This is a genomic window from Flavobacterium eburneipallidum (assembly GCF_027111355.2).
GTDB lineage: Bacteria > Bacteroidota > Bacteroidia > Flavobacteriales > Flavobacteriaceae > Flavobacterium > Flavobacterium eburneipallidum.
Genome location: NZ_CP114291.2, coordinates 3,088,060 through 3,109,230, shown reverse-complemented (window position 1 = coordinate 3,109,230; position 21,171 = coordinate 3,088,060). Strand labels below are relative to the sequence as shown.

General features: G+C 33.5%; 20 protein-coding genes. 8 read left to right on the top strand and 12 right to left on the bottom strand.

What is annotated here, in order from left to right; translation table 11 throughout:
* Positions 1–8 precede the first annotated feature (8 nt).
* Positions 9–1,481 carry a GFO_1087 family putative carboxy terminal peptidase gene (locus tag OZP15_RS13145; RefSeq protein WP_269225895.1) on the bottom strand — a complete coding sequence of 491 codons (1,473 nt, stop codon included), beginning with the start codon at positions 1,479–1,481 and terminating at the stop codon, positions 9–11.
* Positions 1,482–1,636: 155 nt separating this feature from the next.
* On the opposite strand from OZP15_RS13145, the gene OZP15_RS13140 reads away from it, so the two are divergent.
* A complete protein-coding gene (locus OZP15_RS13140; RefSeq protein ID WP_269225894.1) occupies positions 1,637–2,158 on the top strand; it encodes a DUF4252 domain-containing protein in 522 nt (173 codons plus the stop codon).
* Between the two features lie 45 nt (positions 2,159–2,203).
* Here OZP15_RS13140 and OZP15_RS13135 read toward each other — a convergent pair whose 3' ends face one another.
* On the bottom strand, positions 2,204–2,527 hold the full coding sequence (locus OZP15_RS13135) for a hypothetical protein (protein ID WP_281336336.1): 324 nt from the start codon (positions 2,525–2,527) through the stop codon (positions 2,204–2,206).
* Between the two features lie 335 nt (positions 2,528–2,862).
* On the opposite strand from OZP15_RS13135, the gene OZP15_RS13130 reads away from it, so the two are divergent.
* The 4 genes from OZP15_RS13130 (at position 2,863) to OZP15_RS13115 (ending at position 10,212) form a co-directional block, all read left to right on the top strand.
* On the top strand, positions 2,863–5,223 hold the full coding sequence (locus OZP15_RS13130; protein WP_281336335.1) for a hybrid sensor histidine kinase/response regulator: 2,361 nt from the start codon (positions 2,863–2,865) through the stop codon (positions 5,221–5,223).
* Positions 5,224–5,385: 162 nt separating this feature from the next.
* On the top strand, positions 5,386–6,999 hold the full coding sequence (pyrG, locus tag OZP15_RS13125) for a CTP synthase (RefSeq protein ID WP_281336334.1): 1,614 nt from the start codon (positions 5,386–5,388) through the stop codon (positions 6,997–6,999).
* Between the two features lie 70 nt (positions 7,000–7,069).
* A complete protein-coding gene (gene yidC / locus OZP15_RS13120) occupies positions 7,070–8,974 on the top strand; it encodes a membrane protein insertase YidC (RefSeq protein ID WP_281336333.1) in 1,905 nt (634 codons plus the stop codon).
* A 182-nt stretch (positions 8,975–9,156) separates the two neighbouring features.
* Positions 9,157–10,212 carry a sensor histidine kinase gene (locus tag OZP15_RS13115; protein WP_269225888.1) on the top strand — a complete coding sequence of 352 codons (1,056 nt, stop codon included), beginning with the start codon at positions 9,157–9,159 and terminating at the stop codon, positions 10,210–10,212.
* Positions 10,213–10,218: 6 nt separating this feature from the next.
* Here OZP15_RS13115 and OZP15_RS13110 read toward each other — a convergent pair whose 3' ends face one another.
* The 4 genes from OZP15_RS13110 to OZP15_RS13095 all read right to left on the bottom strand — a co-directional run bounded on the left by OZP15_RS13110 (position 10,219) and on the right by OZP15_RS13095 (position 13,702).
* Positions 10,219–10,662 carry a hypothetical protein gene (locus OZP15_RS13110; RefSeq protein WP_269225887.1) on the bottom strand — a complete coding sequence of 148 codons (444 nt, stop codon included), beginning with the start codon at positions 10,660–10,662 and terminating at the stop codon, positions 10,219–10,221.
* A 267-nt stretch (positions 10,663–10,929) separates the two neighbouring features.
* Positions 10,930–11,916 (bottom strand): aldo/keto reductase, encoded by a 987-nt coding sequence (locus tag OZP15_RS13105; RefSeq protein ID WP_269225886.1) that lies wholly within the window; start codon positions 11,914–11,916, stop codon positions 10,930–10,932.
* 16 nt (positions 11,917–11,932) lie between these two features.
* Positions 11,933–12,568: an SGNH/GDSL hydrolase family protein gene (locus tag OZP15_RS13100; RefSeq protein ID WP_269225885.1), complete on the bottom strand. Its 636-nt coding sequence runs from the start codon at positions 12,566–12,568 to the stop codon at positions 11,933–11,935.
* Positions 12,569–12,748: 180 nt separating this feature from the next.
* A complete protein-coding gene (locus tag OZP15_RS13095) occupies positions 12,749–13,702 on the bottom strand; it encodes a fasciclin domain-containing protein (RefSeq protein WP_269225884.1) in 954 nt (317 codons plus the stop codon).
* Positions 13,703–14,138: 436 nt separating this feature from the next.
* Here OZP15_RS13095 and OZP15_RS13090 point away from each other — a divergent pair, with 436 nt between their 5' ends.
* Positions 14,139–14,549 (top strand): OsmC family protein, encoded by a 411-nt coding sequence (locus OZP15_RS13090; protein WP_269225883.1) that lies wholly within the window; start codon positions 14,139–14,141, stop codon positions 14,547–14,549.
* 70 nt (positions 14,550–14,619) lie between these two features.
* Here the strand turns inward: OZP15_RS13090 and cysM are convergent, their stop codons facing one another.
* Together cysM and epsC are read right to left on the bottom strand one after the other, a co-directional pair.
* Positions 14,620–15,507 carry a cysteine synthase CysM gene (gene cysM, locus OZP15_RS13085; protein ID WP_281336332.1) on the bottom strand — a complete coding sequence of 296 codons (888 nt, stop codon included), beginning with the start codon at positions 15,505–15,507 and terminating at the stop codon, positions 14,620–14,622.
* Positions 15,507–16,298, bottom strand: a complete 792-nt coding sequence (gene epsC / locus OZP15_RS13080; protein WP_269225882.1) for a serine O-acetyltransferase EpsC — start codon at positions 16,296–16,298, stop codon at positions 15,507–15,509. The genes cysM and epsC overlap by 1 nt, the downstream gene beginning before the upstream one ends.
* Before the next feature lie 221 nt (positions 16,299–16,519).
* Here epsC and OZP15_RS13075 point away from each other — a divergent pair, with 221 nt between their 5' ends.
* The gene (locus OZP15_RS13075; RefSeq protein ID WP_281336331.1) at positions 16,520–17,071 is read left to right on the top strand and encodes a DUF8465 domain-containing protein; all 552 of its coding nucleotides are present in this window, start codon (positions 16,520–16,522) and stop codon (positions 17,069–17,071) included.
* 133 nt (positions 17,072–17,204) lie between these two features.
* Here OZP15_RS13075 and OZP15_RS13070 read toward each other — a convergent pair whose 3' ends face one another.
* Positions 17,205–18,173 carry a hypothetical protein gene (locus tag OZP15_RS13070; protein WP_269225881.1) on the bottom strand — a complete coding sequence of 323 codons (969 nt, stop codon included), beginning with the start codon at positions 18,171–18,173 and terminating at the stop codon, positions 17,205–17,207.
* A gap of 74 nt (positions 18,174–18,247) precedes the next feature.
* Between OZP15_RS13070 and OZP15_RS13065 the strand changes: the two genes are divergently transcribed.
* Positions 18,248–19,375, top strand: a complete 1,128-nt coding sequence (locus tag OZP15_RS13065; RefSeq protein WP_281336330.1) for a cysteine desulfurase family protein — start codon at positions 18,248–18,250, stop codon at positions 19,373–19,375.
* A 55-nt stretch (positions 19,376–19,430) separates the two neighbouring features.
* On the opposite strand, the gene tpiA is transcribed toward OZP15_RS13065, so the two are convergent.
* The 3 genes from tpiA to OZP15_RS13050 all read right to left on the bottom strand — a co-directional run bounded on the left by tpiA (position 19,431) and on the right by OZP15_RS13050 (position 21,158).
* Positions 19,431–20,183: a triose-phosphate isomerase gene (gene tpiA / locus OZP15_RS13060; protein WP_269225880.1), complete on the bottom strand. Its 753-nt coding sequence runs from the start codon at positions 20,181–20,183 to the stop codon at positions 19,431–19,433.
* Positions 20,184–20,380: 197 nt separating this feature from the next.
* The gene (locus OZP15_RS13055) at positions 20,381–20,875 is read right to left on the bottom strand and encodes a TlpA family protein disulfide reductase (RefSeq protein ID WP_269225879.1); all 495 of its coding nucleotides are present in this window, start codon (positions 20,873–20,875) and stop codon (positions 20,381–20,383) included.
* Between the two features lie 7 nt (positions 20,876–20,882).
* Positions 20,883–21,158 (bottom strand): hypothetical protein, encoded by a 276-nt coding sequence (locus tag OZP15_RS13050; RefSeq protein ID WP_281336329.1) that lies wholly within the window; start codon positions 21,156–21,158, stop codon positions 20,883–20,885.
* Positions 21,159–21,171: the final 13 nt, after the last annotated feature.

Below are 21,171 nucleotides of genomic sequence, written 5' to 3'. Positions count from 1 at the left end.
ATTATAATTTATTCCAATGCTTTCAATAAACCCTCGGGTGCTTTGTTGAGGTACATTTGGTTTTGCAAACCATTTGCTGATTTGGAATCTATTATATAATCAAATTGAATACCAGGTTTTTCTGGTTTTAGTTTACCAGTACCTGTGATTTTTGCAATGGCTAATTTTAATAAAGGCTCTGAAGTGCTACCAAGAACATCAAGATTAGTAATCGTTTCTTTTAAAGCAAAATTAGGTTGCAGTCCATTTTGATAATCTCCAAAACCTTCGGAGTTTACAATTTTCAAAACCAAAGGTTGCATGGCATAACGATGGTTTGGGTTTCTATCTTCTTTGCCAAACGTTGGAGAATCATATAATGTTACTGAACCCACATTTTTTCCAGTGGTTACATCCCCAATCTGAACTACAGTAATATGAGGTTTTAGTCCATTAATAACCAGTTCACTTGCCGATGCAGTGCTTGCTGATGTCAAAACATAAATTTTGGTCATATTTACATGATTAATAGGAGTTGTTCCTATTTTATCTGTAAATAAATTTTTCAAGGATTCAGGGTCATTGGCTTCAAAATACTGCTGTACTTTGGCGTTAAATTGATCCTTGGCAAATATTTGCCCCTTAAAATTTCCTGTTATCATACTGGCGAGTCTTGTTGCCGTTTGAATCGAGCCACCACTGTTGTAACGCAAGTCGAGAACCAAATCCGTAATTCCTTGTGATTGAAGTTCGCCAAAAGCAGTATTTAATTGGTTGTCATAATCAGAATAAAATCCATTATACATTAAGTATCCGATTTTGTGTGATCCAGAAACAATTACTTTATTTATTAAAATAGGGTTTTCGTTCAAAACCGTTTTGGTCAAAGCTACCGATTTTCCGTTTGGTGTAAAAGCACCACCATTTAAGTCGGCTAGATTTAGTGTATAATCATTATTTGAACCAAACAATAAGGATTGATAATTACTCAATGTTAAAGTTTTTCCATCAACTGCATAAAAAATATCGCCACGCTTTATGTTTTTAGTAGCGGCATTTGAATTGGGTACAATATAACGAACCCAACCTATTACTTCTTGCGAACCAGCTGCTTTCAAATTTAAACTAAATTCTACTCCATTGCTATTGGTAGTTCCTTGAAGCGCACCTTCGAGTTCTAAATAATCATCTACAATCCAACTGAATCTGTCCACGGCTTGACCAGGGAAAAGACTTTCTGGTTTGTAAAGTAAACTTTCAAATAAACTTTCTGGTTTTGAATAACCAGATAAAAAAGAGTTGAGTTCCGTTTGATTCTTAAATTTGGTATCCGATAAATTAGGAACATCGGCTTGCCATAAATAGTAAAGATTCAAGCCTTTCCAAATAAAGTCATTTACTTCAAGGTTTACAGGTGCTGCCACATCATCATCGTCTTGACAACTTTGAAAAGCAAAAAGAGTTAAAAGAAATAAAATTATTGGCTTGAAATTTGTTTTCATAATAATAGTTTAAAATGATAAACGTAAAAATAGGAACTTTAGTTTTATTTTATGATTTTTATGATAGAAAAAAGTTAGTTTTGAATCATTAATAAATATAGTGAATGTTAAAACTCAATAATAACAAGGTTTTTGAGCTTATTAAAATAAAAAAAATGAAAAAATTTATAGTATATCTGACTTTTATTCTTGTTTCCAATGCCATTTTTGCGCAAACTTCTCTGGATAAGTATGATGGACAGGAAGGAGTAACTTCAGTTGTGGTGAACAAAAAAATGTTCCAAATGATGGCAAGTGTAAAAATCGATGCCAAAGACAAGGAAACCCAACAATATTTGAATTTGATTCGAAAGTTGGACAACCTGAAAGTATTTACTACCACTAATTCTAAAATTGCTGCCGATATGAAAGTATCTGCTGATGCTTATATGAAAACAGCTGGTTTAGAAGAAATGTCTCGACTAAATGATGGTGGAAGAAAAGTGAAGATTGGAGTAAAATCAGGTGCAACCGAAGGTCAAATCAAAGAACTTTTGATGCTAGGAGAAGATGCGAATCGAGGCAATGAAACCACCTTGTTGTCGCTCACAGGAGATTTTACTTTAGAAGAAATTATGATTCTTATGAAAAAAATGAAAATTTCAGGAGGTGATGTTTTGAATCAAACTTCTAAATAATTGTTATTTTTAATTTTTAACAAAAACACCTAAATCTTTTCTGATTTAGGTGTTTTTTTTGCTTACAATTTTTAACAATTTGTTGTAATGATCTATGCTTTTTGGGGAAATTTGAACCAGCTTGTATTTTTTGAATAGCTTATCAAAATAGAGTTTCGATTTCTCAAAATTATTGTCTTTAAAATAATAGTTGCCTAAATATTCCAGCATTTCTAATGATTCATAACCTTTTTCTATAATTCTTTCATAGGTTTGAGGAATATCAATCTTGGCATATTTTTTTTTATTGATAGAATCGTAATAAACCGTTTGCGAATTCGCATGGAATATACCCAACAAAAAAAACGAAAAGATAAAAAATCTTAACATATTTGTTTTTGATGTCGTTACAGTTTTTCTCACATTTATATCGATTATGTTCAAAGGGATGCTAATGTAAGGATTTGAAATTAATTGACAAATTTTTCTAACACTGTTTTTTGTGAAGAATTAAAATATAGTTTTTTTTATGATATGTTTAATTCATTAATAAATATCGATTGTTTAATTTTAGAATCTAACTTTTGTATTATGTGCAAAAGTGGTTGTTTGTCTTACTGGTGCAAAGGCAATAATTTAAAAAACCAAAAATAATTTTTAAACGTATTTATTACTTACTATATAATTGATAACGGATGATTCGAATCAAAAACATGCCATTTTTAATGGCTTTTAAAACGTTGTTTTTTCTCCTTTTTTTTGCAACGAGTTATTCGCAATATATTTTTAAAGATACAATCGAACGGGATGAAATTTCATTACATCCCTACACAACTATTGCCGATGTTGGTCAGCAAAAATTAGCAATAGATTTTGTGAAAAATAATTTCAACACTCTGCATTCAGTTGCGTTGAAAACCGAAAATGATGATTTGGGATTCACACAAAATAATTTTTGGACACAAACTCAACTTGAAAATCAAACCAATAAACAGCTGATTTACTATTTAGAAACGGCTCGTCCAATGACAGATGTGGTCGAACTTTATGAGCTAAATAACCATAATATTGTTCTCAAAAAGCAAGTCAGCGGTGATAACATTCCTTATTCTGAACGAAGTTTTGATAATCGAAAAACCATTTTCAAAATTGAAATAGCACCAAAATCCAAGTTGAAATTATTTTTACATCTCAAAAGCGACGGAGAAGTGGTCAAAATCCCTTTAAAATTGTATTCTGCTGATAGTTTTATTAAACAGTCATCAAAAGAACAATTAATCTTCGGTTTGTTTTACGGAATTTTGATAGTCGCCGCTATTATTTATTTTTTCTTCTATTTTGCTCTGAACGAAAAAATATTTCTGTACTATAGCTTGTATGTAGTTTTTGTAGGTTTGTTGCAATTCGCTTTAGATGGTTTTTTCTTTCAGTTTTTAGCTCCTGATGCTGGCTGGTTTTCCAATCATGCGGTGTTGTTAATTGCTATAATTGCTGTTTTCTTAACGGGTAAATACAGTGAGGAATATTTGCGAATAAAAGAATACAACAAGAAGATTTACTCTGTTATTAAGGGAGCTTACTTTTTATTGTTTTTACTGTTATTGATTGCTATTTTTATGCCTAGGGCATTGTTGTTTTCTTATGTTTTGGTAAATGTGTTTAGTTTACTTTTCTTAATTCTAATTGTTTATACGATAGTTTATTTTTATTGGAAAAAAATACCTGTTGATACTTATTTTTCTGTAGGTATTTTGTTTTTAATTGTTGGTTTTGGTATTTTTATTTTGTACAATTTTGGTTTGATTCCGCTAACTTTTTTTACACAAAATAGTTCGAAATTAGGAACTGGTTTAGAAGTTATTTTTCTGTCGCTATCGATGGCAAACTTGATTCGAAATCTCAAAAATGAAAAAAACGAACTCAATCGTTTGGCTTTAGCTCGTTCCGAAGAAATGAATGATTTGAAATCCTATTTTTTATCCAATATCAGTCACGAATTGCGAACTCCTTTGAACGCTATTATGAATTTGACAGATGCTATTTCAAACAAAACAGAGAATAAAAAAATCAAGAAAAAATGTGTTGTCATCAAAGATTCATCACACAGTTTGTTGAGTTCTGTCAATGATATTCTTGATTTTTCTAAAATTGAAAAAGGCGAATTGCGATTGGAAGAAGTTGTTTTCAATCCTGTTACAATTCTTAAAAGTCTGAAAAATAATGTAGAAAAGAATGCCAAAAGCAAAGGATTGGAATTTCAATTTTCAAAATCCGATGCTATTCCTGAATCCATAATTGGAGATCCATCTCGATTTGCTCAAGTGGTTAATAATGTGTTGAATAATGCGGTGAAATTTACTTTTAAAGGCATAGTCAAATTTGATGTGGATTGTGTCATAAAACCCAATGATAGAGTGAGTTTGATACTGAAAGTTTCAGATACAGGAATTGGTATTTCCAAAGACAAAATGGATAGTATTTTCGATTCTTTTTCCCAACATAATATTGATAACAAACGCAAATTTGGTGGACTCGGACTCGGACTTTACGTTGTTAAAACTTTAGTAGATATGCAAAAAGGAACTGTCTTAATGGATAGTAAACTTGACATAGGAACTACTTGTACTATTACCATCGACTTTGATAGTGTACCGCAACAAGAAAATTTGATAGTGGTTGCCGAACCTAACGTTTATGATTTGGAAGGAAAATCGATTTTGGTAGTCGAGGACAATCCAATGAATCAAATGGTTATAAAAATGATTACCAAAAAATGGCTTAACACCACGCTAACTTATGCTAATAATGGACAAGAAGGTTTGGATGCGCTTAAAGCGAATCAATTTGACATCGTTTTGATGGATCTTCAAATGCCAGTTATGGATGGTTACGAAGCTACAATTGCTATCAGAAAAGGGGAAGCAGGCGAGCAAAACCGAACCATTCCAATAATTGCCGTAACTGCCGATGTGATGGAAAGCACTAAATCGACTGTCCTAGAAATTGGTATGAATCATTATTTATCTAAACCTATTCAAAACGAAATTTTATATGAAGTAGTGAAAAAGTGGGTTGTCAAAGCATAATGTTGTCGAAAAAAAAGGAACACAATAATCAAGTCGAGAAAATCCAAATTATCTCAATTTCAAATTAGTTTTTTCTCGATTTATAATTGTATTTTTGCATCGTTTTTGCAAATCCACTTTGCTTAAATATGTGCCAAATTCAACAACTACAACAACAATAGAATGAATCAAACAAAATATATTTTTGTTACAGGTGGTGTAACCTCTTCTTTAGGGAAGGGAATTATTGCAGCTTCATTAGCAAAATTATTACAAGGAAGAGGATATAGAACAACAATTCAAAAGTTTGACCCGTACCTTAACGTTGATCCGGGAACACTAAATCCTTACGAACACGGAGAATGTTACGTGACCGATGATGGAGCCGAAACTGATTTGGATTTAGGACATTATGAGCGATTCTTGAACGTACCTACTTCACAGGCGAATAATGTTACCACAGGTAGAATCTATCTTTCGGTTATCGAAAAAGAAAGAAGAGGTGAATTTCTTGGAAAAACCGTTCAGGTGGTTCCTCATATTACCAACGAAATTAAGGAAAGAATGCAATTGCTAGGTCAATCTGGCGATTTTGACATTGTAATTACCGAAATTGGAGGAACTGTCGGTGATATTGAATCTCTACCTTATATAGAGTCTGTTCGTCAATTGGTTTGGGATTTGGGCGAAAATAACGCTATTGTTATTCACTTAACTCTAATTCCTTATTTGGCAGCAGCTGGAGAATTGAAAACAAAACCAACTCAACATTCTGTTAAAACGTTGATGGAAAGTGGTATCAAAGCTGATATTTTGGTATGTAGAACCGAACATGAAATTTCAGCAGAAATCCGTAATAAATTAGCCTTGTTCTGCAACGTTAAAAAAGAAGCCGTAATTCAATCTATCGATGCTTCAACGATTTATGAAGTTCCTAATTTAATGTTGGAAGAAGGATTAGATGTTGTGGCTTTGAAGAAATTAGACTTACCTAAAAAAGCCGCTCCAGATTTAAAAACTTGGAACACTTTCTTGCGCAGATTGAAACACCCAAAACATACCGTAAATATCGGTTTGATAGGTAAATATGTCGAAATGCAAGATTGCTACAAATCTATTTTGGAAGCTTTTATTCACGCAGGTGCTGCCAATGAAACTAAAGTAAACGTGATTTCTATTCACTCTGAATTTTTGGATGCTACAGATGTGGCAGAAAAATTTGCAGGTTTAGATGGTATTCTTGTTGCTCCAGGTTTTGGAGAAAGAGGAATTGAAGGAAAAATTGAAGCCGTACGTTATGCTCGTGAAAACAAAATGCCGTTTTTCGGAATTTGTTTGGGGATGCAAATGGCTACTATCGAATATTCAAGAAATGTGTTAGGTTTAGCAGATGCTAATTCGACTGAAATGAATCCAGATACGAAACATCCTGTGGTCAACTTGATGGAAGACCAAAAAAACATTACCGACAAAGGAGGAACAATGCGTCTTGGAGCTTGGAAATGCGAAATAAAACCAGATACTTTGGCTCATAGAATTTATGGTGCAACTACTATTTCGGAGCGTCACCGTCACCGTTATGAGTTTAATAGCGAGTATTTAGAGCAATTGCAAAAAGGTGGATTAAAAGCTTCGGGAGTAAATCCTGAAACAGGTTTAGTTGAAATTGTAGAATTAGAAGATCACCCTTTTTATATTGGCGTACAATACCATCCAGAATACAAAAGTACCGTTGAAAATCCACACCCACTTTTTGTAAATTTTGTTGCAGCAGTAGTTAAGACAAAGAAAAAATAATTGAAGTTTAAAGTTTTCCTTATCGGTTAACTTTAAACTTTTAAACTTTAAACAATTTTTAAACTTTATAATGGAAGAAAAAAAATTAGACCTCAATTCGATTATTGGTTTCGTATTGATTTTTGGAATCTTGATTTGGATTATGTACCAAAACAAACCATCGGAAGCAGAAATTGCCGCTGAAAAAGCCAAAAAAGAACAACAAGCTAAAGCAACTGCCAATAAATTAGTGGCAAATAAAACTGCGGTAGCTCCTGTAGCAGTTATGGCTGGCGATTCAACTCAATTGGTTCAACTACAAAAAACACTTGGTAGTTTTGCTTATTCTGCGACTCTTCCATCGGCTAAAAACGATTTTACAACTATCGAAAATGAAGTTATAAAATTGAAAATCGCCAACAAAGGAGGTTATATCGTTGAAGCGAGTTTGAAGAACTACGAAAAATTTCAAAAAGGGTCAGGACAATTGGTTGAATTGATAAAAGACAACAATGCCAATTTGAATATTCAGTTGCAAACCAATGATAATCGTACTTTAAATACTAAAGATTTATTTTTTGAACCTACTTTATCCAAATTAGGAGCAGATCAAATCCTTTCGATGAAATTGAAATCGGGAGCCAACGAATTTTTGGAATACAAATACATTTTGAAACCAAACGATTATATGATTGGTTTTGATTTGCGTTCTCAAGGATTGAATAAAGTGTTGAATATTTCGAAACCATTGGATTTACAATGGGAGTTGAAGACATTCCGCAACGAAAAAAGTATTTCTTATGAGAATCGTTATGCTGAAGTGCATTTCGAATACGAAGATGGAAAAACAGATTATGTAGGACAAGGAAATGATAAAGAAGAAACTCCTGAAAAAGTAAGTTATATTGCTTTCAAACAGCATTTTTTCACCTCTATATTATTGACAGACAAAGCGTTCGAAACTTCTAAATTACAATCGAATAACTTGGTCAAAGACGAAACAATAGATACTACTTTTACCAAAGATTTTAAAGCTAATGTTCCTTTGGCTTTTAGCAATGGCGAAATCGATTATAAAATGAGCTGGTACTTTGGACCATCAGATTATAAAACATTAAAGTCTTATGATAAAAATTTAGAAAAAGTAATCCCACTAGGTTGGGGAATTTTTGGATGGATTAATAAGTTTATTTTCATTCCATTATTTGCTTTTTTGAGTTCAACAATTGGATTAGCATTAGGAATTGCGATTATTGTTTTTACGATTATTATCAAAATTGCTATGTCGCCTATTACGTATAAATCATTCTTGTCGCAAGCCAAGATGAAAGTATTGCGTCCTGAAATTACCGAATTGGGAGAAAAATTCAAAAAAGACCCGATGAAAAAGCAACAAGAAACGATGAAGTTGTACAACAAAGCGGGTGTAAATCCTATGGCGGGTTGTATTCCAGCTTTGATTCAGATTCCGTTTATGTATGCTTCGTTTCAGTTTTTTCCATCGGCTTTGGAGTTGAGACAAAAAAGTTTCCTTTGGGCAGACGATTTATCTTCATTTGACTCTATTTATCAATTGCCTTTCCATATTCCTTTGTACGGAAGTCATATTAGTTTGTTCCCAATTTTGGCAGCAATTGCGATTTTCTTTTATATGAAAATGACTTCTGGCGACCAACAAATGGCTGCGCCTCAACAAGAAGGAATGCCAGATATGGCCAAGATGATGAAGATTATGATTTATGTTTCGCCAATCATGATGTTGATTTTCTTTAATAGTTATGGTGCAGGATTGAGTTTGTATAACTTTATTTCGAACTTAATTACCATTGGAATTATGTTTGTAATTAAAAATTACATAGTTGATTCAGACAAGATTCATGCTCAAATTCAAGAGAATAAATTGAAAGAGCCTAAAAAACAGAGCAAGTTCCAACAAAAATTACAAGAAGTAATGGAACAAGCAGAAGCCGAAAAGGCAAAGAATAAAAAGAAATAGTTTAAAAAAGCTTCCAGAAATGGGAGCTTTTTTTTGGTATAGAATCATAAAAAATAAAATAATTTCTAAAAAGTTAAATTGAAAAGTTCTAAATTAGACTTTTTAAACTCATCATTTATTGAACTTGCCAATTATTAGGTTTGAGTTTTTGTAAATGAACATTAAAAAGCAGTCCCTATTTTATGAAATTATACAGCAAGTTATCTACAATTAGTTTTCTTAAGAATAGTTACGTTAACAAGTTTCTTTTTGTAACCTTTCTGGGAATTCATATTCCACTGATAGGATTGTTATTTTTTGTTTTGTTAGGAAAAAATCATCCATCCAATGACACAATCATTGTATTCATCTTGCTAATGACTTTGCTAGCAACAGGACTTACTTTGCTTACTTTAAAAAGACTTATCAAGCCAATAGAAGTCGCCTCAAGAGCATTGAATGAATATCGAATTAATAGAACGGTGTCTCAATTGCCAACCACTTTTGATGATGAAGCGGGATTGTTGTTGCGTAATATTCAAAAATCGATCTCCGAAAATGAAGAATATCGTTCGGATAAAGAAGATTTGGTGTACTTACTTTCACATGATTTAAGGAATTTTGCAGGAAATGCACAAGCGTTGGCCAAACTTATTTTAGATGAAAAACCCTCACAAGAAGTTGTAGAATATGCTAATTTGATTGATCAAACGACTAGTCAGCAATTTGTTTTTATTGAAACCTTTATTAAATTGATTCAAGAAGAAGATGAAATTTCTAAAAAGATACAGGTCGTAAAAGACATTAAAATAAAAACACTTTTAGGTATAGTAAACGATCAAGTTGGGCAAAAACTAGCTGCCAAAGGAATTCAAATGTTAACCAATGTTACAGTAAAAAAAGCAAAACTGAAAATAGACCAAGATTTACTCATTCGAGTTTTGGTTAATTTGATTGATAATGCTATAAAATTTTCGTTTCCCGATAGTGAGATAAAAATTAGTGTGACAACTAAAAATAAGGAACTAATTTTTGAAGTATCTGACACAGGAATTGGTTTTGACTCCAAATACAGCGAAGCTCTTTTCAAAAAATTCACCAATCAAGGTCGTTTGGGAACTGCCAATGAATCATCAACTGGAATTGGATTGTATTTGTGCAAAAAAATAGTCGAAAAACACGAAGGAAAACTCTTTGCAAAAAGCGAAGGAGTCAATAAAGGAGCTTCATTTTTTGTTATTTTTGAAAATATAAATTGATAAAAATTACGGTTTCCGTTTAATCCATTCGTAATTGATAATCGCACAAGTATAGAAAAAACTATCGGCAGTAATTTTTCCGAGTATAATTCCTATGTAATAATTTCCAACTAAAATCGGTATCCAATACATACAAAACGGACGGATAACGAAGAAATCTAACAAGGCGGGATAACCAAATTCTAAAACTAAATTTTGTGCCAAAAGTAGTATGTCTTTGGAGTTAGTTTTTTTGTTTACCGATTGATTGGTTTGGATTAATTGAATGTAAGTGGTAAAAAGCATTACGCCATAAAAAGCGATGTATTCAGAAGAACTAATCAAATAAGCTGTAGTTACAGCATCAAAAAAGTATTGAAATTGCGAACTAATTAAAACTGCACAAATGGCAGCTAATTCTGCATATTTGTACCGATTGAACCATTCTTTGAAATTCGCTTTGTTGAGCATTTAGCTTTTTTAAAATTAAATATACGAATCAAGGATTAAAAGTCTTTTATTGTGCCGTTAGGCACTAGATATGGGTAGTAATTCGATTAATAATTTGCTAGCGTGCCGTAGGTACGCAACAAAAACAGAAAATATTGCGTACCTACGGCACGCTAAATTCTTCCTAATTCCTATTTTCTACCCATATTTAGTGCCTAACGGCACATTTTAAGTCTTGATTAATAGTAATATAGATGAGTTAAAATAAAAATCTATAGCTAAAAAACATTACCACAATTGATGCACTTCGGATTTGATGTATTGCTCATAAATAGCATTCATAGCAGCAATTTTTTCGGGAGTTAATTTAGGTAAATCATAAACCGATAAGTTAGATTCCACATGACTGCTTTTAGAAGCTCCCGGAATAATACAACTGATTTCTGGAAAACTCAAAATCCACTGTAGCGCAATAGGTGCTAAATTAGTTGCTTCGGGAAATAAGTCTTTCAAAGCGGCAACGGCTTTCAATCCCAATTCGTAATCAATTCCAGAAAAAGTTTCTCCTTTGTCGAAAGCTGCTCCTTTGCGGTTGAAATTTCGGTGATCTTGTTCGCCAAAAGTAGTTTTGGTATCGAATAGTCCTGTCAAAAGTCCGCTGGCTAATGGTACTCTGGCAATAATTCCAATATCCTTTTTTTGTGCTTCTTGAAAGAATAATTCAGAAGGTCGCTGACGAAACAAGTTAAAAATAATTTGAACCGTCGTTACGTTTGGATATTGAATAGCTTTTAGTCCTTCTTCTACTTTTTCGACGCTTACGCCCAAGTTTTGAATCTTTCCTTGTTCTTTCAATCGGTCAAACAATTCGAAGATTTCGGGACGATAATATACTTCGGTTGGCGGACAATGCAATTGGATTAAATCCAAAGTTTCGAGTCCTGTTCTTTTCAAACTATCTTCTACGAATTTTTGCAGGACTTTGGGTTGGTAACCCTCATTCACATGCGGATTGATGTGACGACCACATTTAGTAGCCACATAAATGCGTTCCGAACGAGAGCGAACCACTCTTCCTACGGCAGTTTCGCTCAAACCGTTTTCATAAACATCGGCGGTATCAATAAAATTCACACCCTTATCAATAGCGGTATTAATCAATTCATCAGCAGTTTTATCATTGAAAGGCGAACCCCATTTTCCGCCCACTTGCCAAGTTCCCAATGCTATTTCTGATATGCTGAAATTCGTTTTGCCTAATTTTCTGTAGTTCATGTTTTTTTTATAATTTTTATGTTATTTGATCTATCCCTTTTTCTAAAATCTCGCCCATAACTTCATATCCAATTTTATTGGGATGCACTCCATCATCAGTATATTGAATATTCATGCCTTTTCGTTCATCCACCATTGCGGAATAATAATCCAAATAATGAATGGTATTGGCTACGGCATATTCTTGTAGTATTTTGTTTAAAGTTACAATCTTTTCGGCGGGAAAAGAACCTGTTTTCCAAGGAAAATCATAAGCAGGTAACACGGAACATAGAATAACTTCAATTTGGTGAACTTTGGCTAATTCCACCATTGAAATAATATTATTCAAAATCATTTCCAAAGTAGAAAATCCTGTGTTTCCTGCAATGTCATTCGCTCCAGCTAACAAGATTACTGTTTTTGGTTTTAGTTCAATTACATCTGCTCTAAAACGAATCAGCATTTGTGGCGTGGTTTGTCCGCTAATACCTCTATTGATGTATGGTTTTTCAGCAAAAAAATCAGGACAATGCAAAGACCAAAACTCGGTAATGGAATCTCCCATAAAAACGATTCGGTTTTCTTCCAGAGTTTTGGTTTTAAGAGCTTCGTTCTCTTTTTCGTATTTTTTTAGATACGGCCAATCCTGCATTTGTAATTTGTTTCCCATATTGAAAAGGACATTGTATTGTTGATTGCTGATAAGACAGCTAACAAAAATAATGATTTCATTCAGAATTAGCTATTAATTGTTCTGTTGAAAGATATGGTGTTTTTTAGTTAAAAAAATAATCCGTTTCAGGTTATGAAACGGATTATTGTTTGAAAATGAATAATTTAAAAATGTCTTTTATAAAGTGGGTAACAATACTTTGTTGAGTACATGGATCACGCCATTGGAACACTGTACATCAGTAGCTACTATCGTTGAAATTCGGTTGTTGATATCTTTGATTTTTGCGCCACCAGCAAGTTGTATAGTAAACGTTTGTGGTGTTTGTAAAGTGTTTACAATTTGACCTTCACGAAGACTTGCGGCCAAGATGTTGCCATTTACGACATGATATTGCAGTACTTTGGTCAGGTTAGCATCAGAAACTCCAGCAATTCCGCCCGGAGCTAATTCAGTGTTAAATGCAGTGAAAGCATCGTTGGTAGGAGCAAAAACGGTAAATGGTCCAGTACCAGAAAGAATACTTACAAAGTCAGGTTGTCCAGTTTTTGTTAACGCACCAACTAGTGAAGTGAAGTTTGGATTTGCAGTAGCGTGCGTAACAACAGTTGGTAAATTTATTACGGCGTCAACAACGTGTACAACGCCATTGGTTGCCATTACATCTGCTGTGGTCACTTTTGCAACTCCATTTAACTTTACTCCAGAGGTAAGGTCAACATACATGCTCATAGTATTTGTGCCTGATGCAGCACTTTTGGCTAAAGTTTTTACATAACCTGTGCTTAAATCTGTAGATTTTACATTTCCGCTCACAACATGATTTAGTAAAATTTGAGTCAAAGTTTCCTTCGGAACATCGTTGATTGTTGCATAAGGAGTGGTTTTCAAGAAGGCTGTAAAAGCTGCGTTTGTTGGAGCAAACACAGTGTAAGGTCCGGTTGCTTGAAGTGTAGTTGCTAAATCCGCTTTTACTAAAGCTTGAACAAGAATTGTTAAGTTAGGATTTGTTTTGGCAATCCCAGTAATGGTGTTGTCTGCTGGCTTATCATCGTCGTTATCACAAGAAATTGTGAAGGATACTAATGCCATGATTGCAATTGCAATTTTTAATTTTGATAAAATTTTCATGATTTTTAAATTTTAATGGTTGATTGTTTTTGTTTTGTTTAAAATTATTTAAAAATCATTAAACAAAAAATAAATTATAAAAATATTAACTGTTGTTTGATTGTGTTTTTATGTTGTTATTTTGTTGAAGCTTAATTAATTGTGTTTATTGTTTGAGTGTTTCCTTATTGACTTAAACAATTGTTAGATGCTTTGAAAAACCTAATGTTTTATTTAATAATGAAGGATTTTTGGAGTTTGTTGGTTTATAAATTATTTATCTAAATCATCTTTAGTTTAATCGCTTCTAAAATAATGATTGTCTGAATTTATTTAACGATTGTATAGTTGTTGAATAATGAATCAAGTGTTTTTAAATTTAAGTTAAAATAAAATGAATCGGTAATGTTTTAGTTTTTAAAGCATTAAATTTGAGAAAACTTAAATTAGTATCATTATGAAAAGACACGCAACAGCAGTTTGGAAAGGTTCTTTAAAAGAAGGAGCTGGTCAATTATCGACCCAAAGTGGAACATTAAATAATACGCAATATTCATTCAAAACCCGTTTTGAAGAAGGAGTGGGGACAAATCCAGAAGAATTAGTGGCTGCGGCACATTCGGGTTGTTTTACAATGCAACTTTCAGCTTACATAACCGAAGGTGGTTTCGAAATAGAAAGCATAGAAACCAAATGCGATATTAATTTGTTGGAAGGAACAATTGTTAGTTCACATTTAACGGTAAATGCTAAAATAAAAGAAATTTCGAATGAAACTTTCCAAGAATTAGTCGCCAAAGCAAAAGCTAATTGTCCGATTTCCAAATTATTCGATACTGAAATTACTTCAACGGCTAGTTTAGTTTAAAATGGTTTATATGCAAAACAGGCTCGATTTATTGAAAATCGAGCCTGTTTTTATATTTTAAATCTTGAAATTAATCAAATAAATCCGAAGACAGATAACGGTCGCCTCGGTCGCAAATGATGGCTACGATTACACCCGATTCCATTTGTTCGGCTAGTTTTAGGGCAACGGCTACAGAACCACCGCTACTCATTCCAGCAAAAACGCCTTCTTCTTTAGCCAATCGTTTGGTCATTTCACGAGCATCAGTTTCTGAAACTTCAATTACAGTATCTACTTTTGAAGAATCATAAATTTTAGGCAGATATTCTACAGGCCATTTTCTAATACCAGGAATTTGTGAACCATCACTAGGTTGAGCGCCCACGATTTGAATCGCTGGATTTTTTTCTTTCAAATAAGTAGAAGTTCCAATAATGGTTCCTGTGGTTCCCATTGCTGATACAAAATGGGTTACCGTTCCTTCGGTATCTCTCCAAATTTCGGGACCAGTTGTTTTGTAATGCGCTTTCCAGTTGTCGGCATTCGCAAATTGATTCAACATTACATAACCGCCTTGGGCTACTTTTTTGTCGGCATAATCTCTAGAACCTATGATTCCTTCGCTTGCGGGTGTTAAAATAACGGTTGCGCCATAGGCTAGCATAGTTTGTGTACGTTCTTTAGTTGAATCTTCAGGGAGAACCAGTTCGATTTCTACATTGAACAATTGTGCAATCATCGCTAGAGCAATCCCCGTATTTCCGCTGGTTGCTTCAATGAGTTTGTCTCCTTTTTTGATATCTCCTCTTTCTATTGCTGAAGCAATCATGTTAAAGGCTGCACGATCTTTTACACTTCCGCCAGGATTATTTCCTTCGAGTTTTAGCAAAAGTTTTACGTTTTTATTTTTGACCAAATTCACGGTTTCTACCAGAGGAGTATTGCCAATAAGGTCTATGAGTTTATGAAATTGCATTATTTTAATTCTTTAATTTTAACTTCGGTGGTGGTAGTGTTCAGTACCATTGAATTTGCTGGAATCGATCGAGTTACCCATGCGTTTCCGCCTACAATACTATTTTCGCCAATAGTGGTTTCACCACCCAAAATAGTAGCATTGGCATAAATACAAACGTTTCTATCTACTGTAGGATGTCTTTTAGCGTTCTTCATGTCTTTGCTTACACTTAATGCTCCTAAAGTAACTCCTTGGTAGATTTTTACATTTTCGTGAATAACGGTGGTTTCGCCAATAACAATTCCAGTAGCATGGTCAATGAAAAATGGAGAGGCAATTTCTGCTCCAGCATGAATGTCAGTTCCTGTAATTCGGTGTGCGTATTCACTCATTAATCGAGAAAAAAGCAATAAGCCTAAAGTATAGAGTTTGTGACTCAATCGATAAATGGCAATTGCATAGAATCCTGGATAACCCAAATAAACTTCGTCAATATTATTGGATGCGGGATCGTTTTCTAATATATAGGCAGCATCTTGATTGAGTTGTTTTAGAACCGTTGGTAGTTTGTCTAAAAAATTATACCAAAATTCGTCGCAGGAATCATGTTCTTTCTTGCAGGCAATTTGAACAATTTCTTTGAATTGTTTTTCTAATTCAGAGATGCTTTCGTTTAGATTCGCATTAGAGTCAAATAGTGTGTAAAACAATTTTTCTGTAAAAGCTTCTGTCTTGGTTTTGATGCCGTAATTAATAGAAGTGTGGCTCTTTAGCCCAGCGATATTTTGTATGATTTGTTCTTTCGTCACGGTGCAGGAATTGTGTCGTTAGTATATGTTGTAAAAGTAAGGCGTTTTTAGAAAAACAAAGCACGAATTAGAAAATAAATGTAAGATAGTTTTAATTTCAAATGGTTTGTAATGCGAATTTCAAAGAAAATTTTTCAATCTAAATGATGTTCTTTCAAAGTTGCTTACTTTTGGAAACGGATAATAGAAAGCTAATATTTAACCCAGATAAAGAAGATATAATGATAAGCAAAGGAGATCAAGTTTCGGTTTTGGATGAAGCGATCAATGGAGTAGTAGTGGCGGTAAAGGATAAAGAAATTACCATTGAAACAACCGATGGATTCATGATGACTTTTTTTGTCAACGAATTGATTAAAATAAACGATTCCAGTGATTTAATGAGTACTATCGGAAGAATTAATATAGGAGAAGTTGCCAAGGAAAAAGAAATTCCAAAACCACGAAATTTTGTCAAAGAGCGTAAAGACAAGCACGAAATTTCGGCTCCAGAATTTGATTTACACATTGAAAAATTAGTCCCAAATAAGCGAGGAATGTCTAATTATGATATTCTTACTTTGCAATCCGAAACAGCAAAAAGACATATCGAATTTGCCATAAAAAATCGAATTCCAAAGATTGTTTTTATTCACGGAGTGGGCGAAGGAGTTTTGAAAGCAGAGCTGGATTTTTTGTTAGGACGTTATGATAATATTGTTTTTCAGGATGCCAATTATCAAAAATATGGATTAGGAGCAACAGAAGTTTATATCAAACAAAATAGTAAATAGATTAAAAAAAGCAAATTTAAAATTCCAAAAATCAAATTACCAAAAACGAAAATTCCCTAATTAAATCTTCTTCTTTAGAATTTTTAATTAGGGAATTTTTAGTAAAATGTATTTTTTGAAATACGATTTAATTTTAATTTGTGGTTGTTACTTCACCATAGATATAACTGTCGCCAAGGCTAAAATCACTATTGCCTTTCTTTAAAGTTGCTTTCTTGAGAACGATAGTATGCTTGTAGGCCGAAGTTCCGTTTTTGATAGTAGTAACTTCAATAATGCCACTCGTTGCAGCTACTCCAGCAACACCTAGCCATTGTTCGTTTACTGCAGGTAATGTTGGAGTAGTGGTGCAAAAATCATTGGCATCCAAGAATCCAGAGTACAATCGGTAAATTAGAACATTGTTAGTTGTTCCAATTATGGCTGTTCTTGGAGTATTTAAAGGAGTTTCTACATTTTGAATCAAAGTAGGGTCAATATTGTCTATTGTTAAAGATTCTCCATTTACATAATTGTATAACTGTCTAGAACCAGTTGTACAAAGTTCTACTTCTTGGTCGAAAGCTAAAGGAAGTGAATTTACAGGTTTGGTGACATAATCTCCGAATGAAAAAGTTTCATACACTTGGTTGCCACCAGCTCTTTCAAAGGTAATATTACTGAAATTGATGTTATGATTGTAGCCTGTAATTCGGCTACTATTGGTTGTTGCATCTATCGTTTTTACAGCAGTGGTAATAATCTGAATCGTACCCGATAGCGCAGTCCATTGATCGGTTACAATTGGTGTTGCAGGAGGAATGGTGTTGCAAATATTATTCGAAGCAATGGTTCCGTTATAAAAACGATACACCACTCTATAAGTAGAATTGTCAATGTTGATTAATGTTGGTTTTCCTTCAAGAGTAGGCTCGTTTACAAAAGCAGTTTCTGGAATTTCTAGCAATAATGCTTCTTTGTCTTTTAACTTATAAAGAATATCGTTGGTGGTACAACTTTGAGTGCTTACATCATCAAATTCAATGTTTTCTAGGGTTAAATTACCATCATCGCAACTGTTCAAAAATAAGGCTAAAACCAATAGCCCAATAACTCTTTTCATCTTGTAAATATTTGGGTCAAAAATAGTGAAAAATTTGACAATTGATAGTAGTGATATTTCATAACTTTGTTCCAATGAAAAAAGTATATCTCGATAACGCCTCTACCACCCAACTTCGTACAGAAGTCGTTCAGGAAATGACAAAAAATCTTTTGGAAGATTACGGAAATCCATCATCTACCCACAGTTGGGGACGTAATGCCAAAAACATTCTAGAACTTTCCCGAAAATCGATTGTCAAGCATTTGAATACTTCGGCATCAGAAATTATTTTTACTTCAGGAGGTACAGAAGCCAATAATTGGATACTTCGATCCGCAGTAAAAGATTTGGGTGTAAAGCGAATTATTACCAGCAAAATCGAACATCATGCTGTTTTGGTTGCTGTTGAAGCTTTGCAAAAAGAATACAATATTCAAGTTGATTATGTGGCTGTAAAACCAAACGGAGAAATCGACATCACTAATTTGGTGGATTTGCTTTCAGATGAAACCAAAACACTAGTGAGTCTGATGCACGTTAATAACGAAACGGGAACTATTCTGGATTTAGATTTAGTTGGTCGAATTTGCAAGCAACACAATGCTTTGTTTCATTCGGATACGGTGCAATCTGTTGGGAAAATGCCACTTGACTTGCAAAATATTCCTGTTGATTTCATAACCGCTAGCGCACATAAATTTCATGGGCCAAAAGGAATTGGATTTGCTTATGTGAAGAAAAATTCGGGATTGCAACCTTTGTTTTTTGGTGGCGAACAAGAAAAAGGCTTGCGTCCTGGAACAGAAGCGATTCATCAAATTGCGGGAATGGCAAAGGCTTTAGAACTTTCTTGTCTTCATTTGGAAGCAGAAAGAAGTCATATTTCGGGATTGAAAAATTATTTAATTGCTCAACTCGAAAAAGAGTTTTCTGATTTTAAAATCAATGGAACTTCAGATGGAATTTATACTATTTTGAATGTTATGTTGCCTTTTTCAGCAGATAAAACTGCAATGATTTTGTTTCATTTGGATATGAAAGGAATTGCGGTTTCTAGAGGAAGTGCTTGTCAGTCTGGAAGTATTAGACCTTCACACGTTTTAGTAGAAATGCTTTCTGAAGAAGATATAAAAAAACCAAGTTTGCGCATTTCTTTCAGTCATTTCAATACCAAAGAAGATATTGATTTATTGGTTGACGCATTGAAAACGATGGCATAAAAAAATCCCTAACTATTTTTATAATTAGGGATTTTAGCAATAATATTTAGATTATTTAGATAGCCGTTACGATCGCAACAAAATCGTCTGCTTTAAGTGCAGCTCCACCAATAAGACCTCCGTCAACATCTGGTTTAGAGAAAATTTCTTTAGCATTATCTGGTTTCACACTTCCACCATAAAGGATAGAAACATTTTCAGCAACCTCTTTGCTAAAGGCTTTAAGAACCGTTTCTCTGATGAATTCGTGCATCTCTTGTGCTTGTTCTGGACTTGCTGTTTCGCCAGTTCCAATAGCCCAAACTGGTTCGTAAGCCAAAACTACTTTCTCCCAATTTGCAGCTTCGATATGAAACAAACCATCACGCAATTGATTTTCTACGATGTTGAAGTGATTTCCTGATTGACGGTCTTTCAATTCTTCACCAAAGCAAAAAATAACAGTCATATCGTGTTTCAAAGCGGTATCTACTTTGCTTGCAATCAAAGCATCCGTTTCATGAAAAATAGCTCTACGCTCTGAATGTCCTAAAATTACGGTATTTACACCAACGCTTGTTAGCATATCAGCTGATATTTCGCCAGTAAAAGCACCACCTTCAGCTTGGTGAACATTTTGTGCAGCCACACCAATAGCTGTAGCAGCTAAATGATCTACCGCCGAAGCTAGGTTTACAAATGTTGGAGCTACAATAACTTGTGACTCAATACCTGCAGGGATTTTTGCTATTAGTTCGTTTAATAATTCTTTAGTTTGCTCTGCATTTTTATGCATTTTCCAATTTCCAGCTACAATTTTCTTTCTCATTTTAGTTCTATTTTATTGTTTTTAGTATTCTTAATTTTTATTGTCCTTGCCATTGAAATTCATGGAATCTGTTTTTAAATTTTCCAGCCACGAATTACACGAATTTTCACAAATCGTATTCAAATTTAAAATTGAATTACACTAATTTTAGTTGTTTTGAAAATTGGTGTAATTTGTGGTCAAATTTTTTAAATTACTTATTTCAATTCTTTCAGCGTTGCATTTATCTTCTCAAAATCGGTTTCAATTGCTCTGTAAATCACAATTTTTCCTGTTTTGTCAATGATGATGTATCTCGGAATCCAGTCTAAATCGATGGCTTTCCCAAAAACGCCTTTCATTTGGTCGTTAGCCATGAAGTGTTCTCCTTTGAGTTCGTGTTTTTCGATGCCGTTTTTCCATTTGTCAGCTGTTTTATCCATTGATATAAATACATAATCCACATCAGGATTGTTGGCTTGCAATTCTTTTATTTTAGGCATAGCTTTTACACAATCGCCACACCAAGATGCCCACACTTCGATAACCAAAGTTTTGCCTTGATGTTTTTTAAGAATGTCTCCAAAAGCAACTTGACTGCCATCAGTGGCTAATAATGTTTCTGTTAAAGCTTCTTTTGAAAAGGCTGTTTTTTGCGCATTGGTGCAAGAAATAATCATCAAAAGGGTTAATAATACAAGTGTTTTTTTCATTTATAGGTTATAAATTTTTGAAATCATCTTCTAAAAAAACAGGTTTTGTTTTTTTGTTTTTCTTTTTAAAATAAAGTGTTTTAATGGCATAAATGTCATAAACAAGCGCAATAGCCATTAAACTGCAACCCAAAATCACATGAAATGTTGGGCCAAACGGCACTTGATAAATCATTGAAACTACATTCAAGAGGTAGTAGCCTAACCCGAATAGGAAAAAACTAACCACAATCAGTATCATTTTTATGCGTTTCCTTTTTTTTCGCTGTTCTTTTCTGCTCATAATTTAAACCTCT

Coding starts and splice junctions, on each gene's coding strand:
- OZP15_RS13145 (WP_269225895.1), bottom strand. CDS start 1,481: ATGAAAACAAATTTCAAGCCAATAATTTTATTTCTTTTAACTCTTTTT.
- OZP15_RS13140 (WP_269225894.1), top strand. CDS start 1,637: ATGAAAAAATTTATAGTATATCTGACTTTTATTCTTGTTTCCAATGCC.
- OZP15_RS13135 (WP_281336336.1), bottom strand. CDS start 2,527: ATGTTAAGATTTTTTATCTTTTCGTTTTTTTTGTTGGGTATATTCCAT.
- OZP15_RS13130 (WP_281336335.1), top strand. CDS start 2,863: ATGGCTTTTAAAACGTTGTTTTTTCTCCTTTTTTTTGCAACGAGTTAT.
- pyrG (WP_281336334.1), top strand. CDS start 5,386: ATGAATCAAACAAAATATATTTTTGTTACAGGTGGTGTAACCTCTTCT.
- yidC (WP_281336333.1), top strand. CDS start 7,070: ATGGAAGAAAAAAAATTAGACCTCAATTCGATTATTGGTTTCGTATTG.
- OZP15_RS13115 (WP_269225888.1), top strand. CDS start 9,157: ATGAAATTATACAGCAAGTTATCTACAATTAGTTTTCTTAAGAATAGT.
- OZP15_RS13110 (WP_269225887.1), bottom strand. CDS start 10,662: ATGCTCAACAAAGCGAATTTCAAAGAATGGTTCAATCGGTACAAATAT.
- OZP15_RS13105 (WP_269225886.1), bottom strand. CDS start 11,916: ATGAACTACAGAAAATTAGGCAAAACGAATTTCAGCATATCAGAAATA.
- OZP15_RS13100 (WP_269225885.1), bottom strand. CDS start 12,568: ATGGGAAACAAATTACAAATGCAGGATTGGCCGTATCTAAAAAAATAC.
- OZP15_RS13095 (WP_269225884.1), bottom strand. CDS start 13,702: ATGAAAATTTTATCAAAATTAAAAATTGCAATTGCAATCATGGCATTA.
- OZP15_RS13090 (WP_269225883.1), top strand. CDS start 14,139: ATGAAAAGACACGCAACAGCAGTTTGGAAAGGTTCTTTAAAAGAAGGA.
- cysM (WP_281336332.1), bottom strand. CDS start 15,507: ATGCAATTTCATAAACTCATAGACCTTATTGGCAATACTCCTCTGGTA.
- OZP15_RS13075 (WP_281336331.1), top strand. CDS start 16,520: ATGATAAGCAAAGGAGATCAAGTTTCGGTTTTGGATGAAGCGATCAAT.
- OZP15_RS13070 (WP_269225881.1), bottom strand. CDS start 18,173: ATGAAAAGAGTTATTGGGCTATTGGTTTTAGCCTTATTTTTGAACAGT.
- OZP15_RS13065 (WP_281336330.1), top strand. CDS start 18,248: ATGAAAAAAGTATATCTCGATAACGCCTCTACCACCCAACTTCGTACA.
- tpiA (WP_269225880.1), bottom strand. CDS start 20,183: ATGAGAAAGAAAATTGTAGCTGGAAATTGGAAAATGCATAAAAATGCA.
- OZP15_RS13055 (WP_269225879.1), bottom strand. CDS start 20,875: ATGAAAAAAACACTTGTATTATTAACCCTTTTGATGATTATTTCTTGC.
- OZP15_RS13050 (WP_281336329.1), bottom strand. CDS start 21,158: ATGAGCAGAAAAGAACAGCGAAAAAAAAGGAAACGCATAAAAATGATA.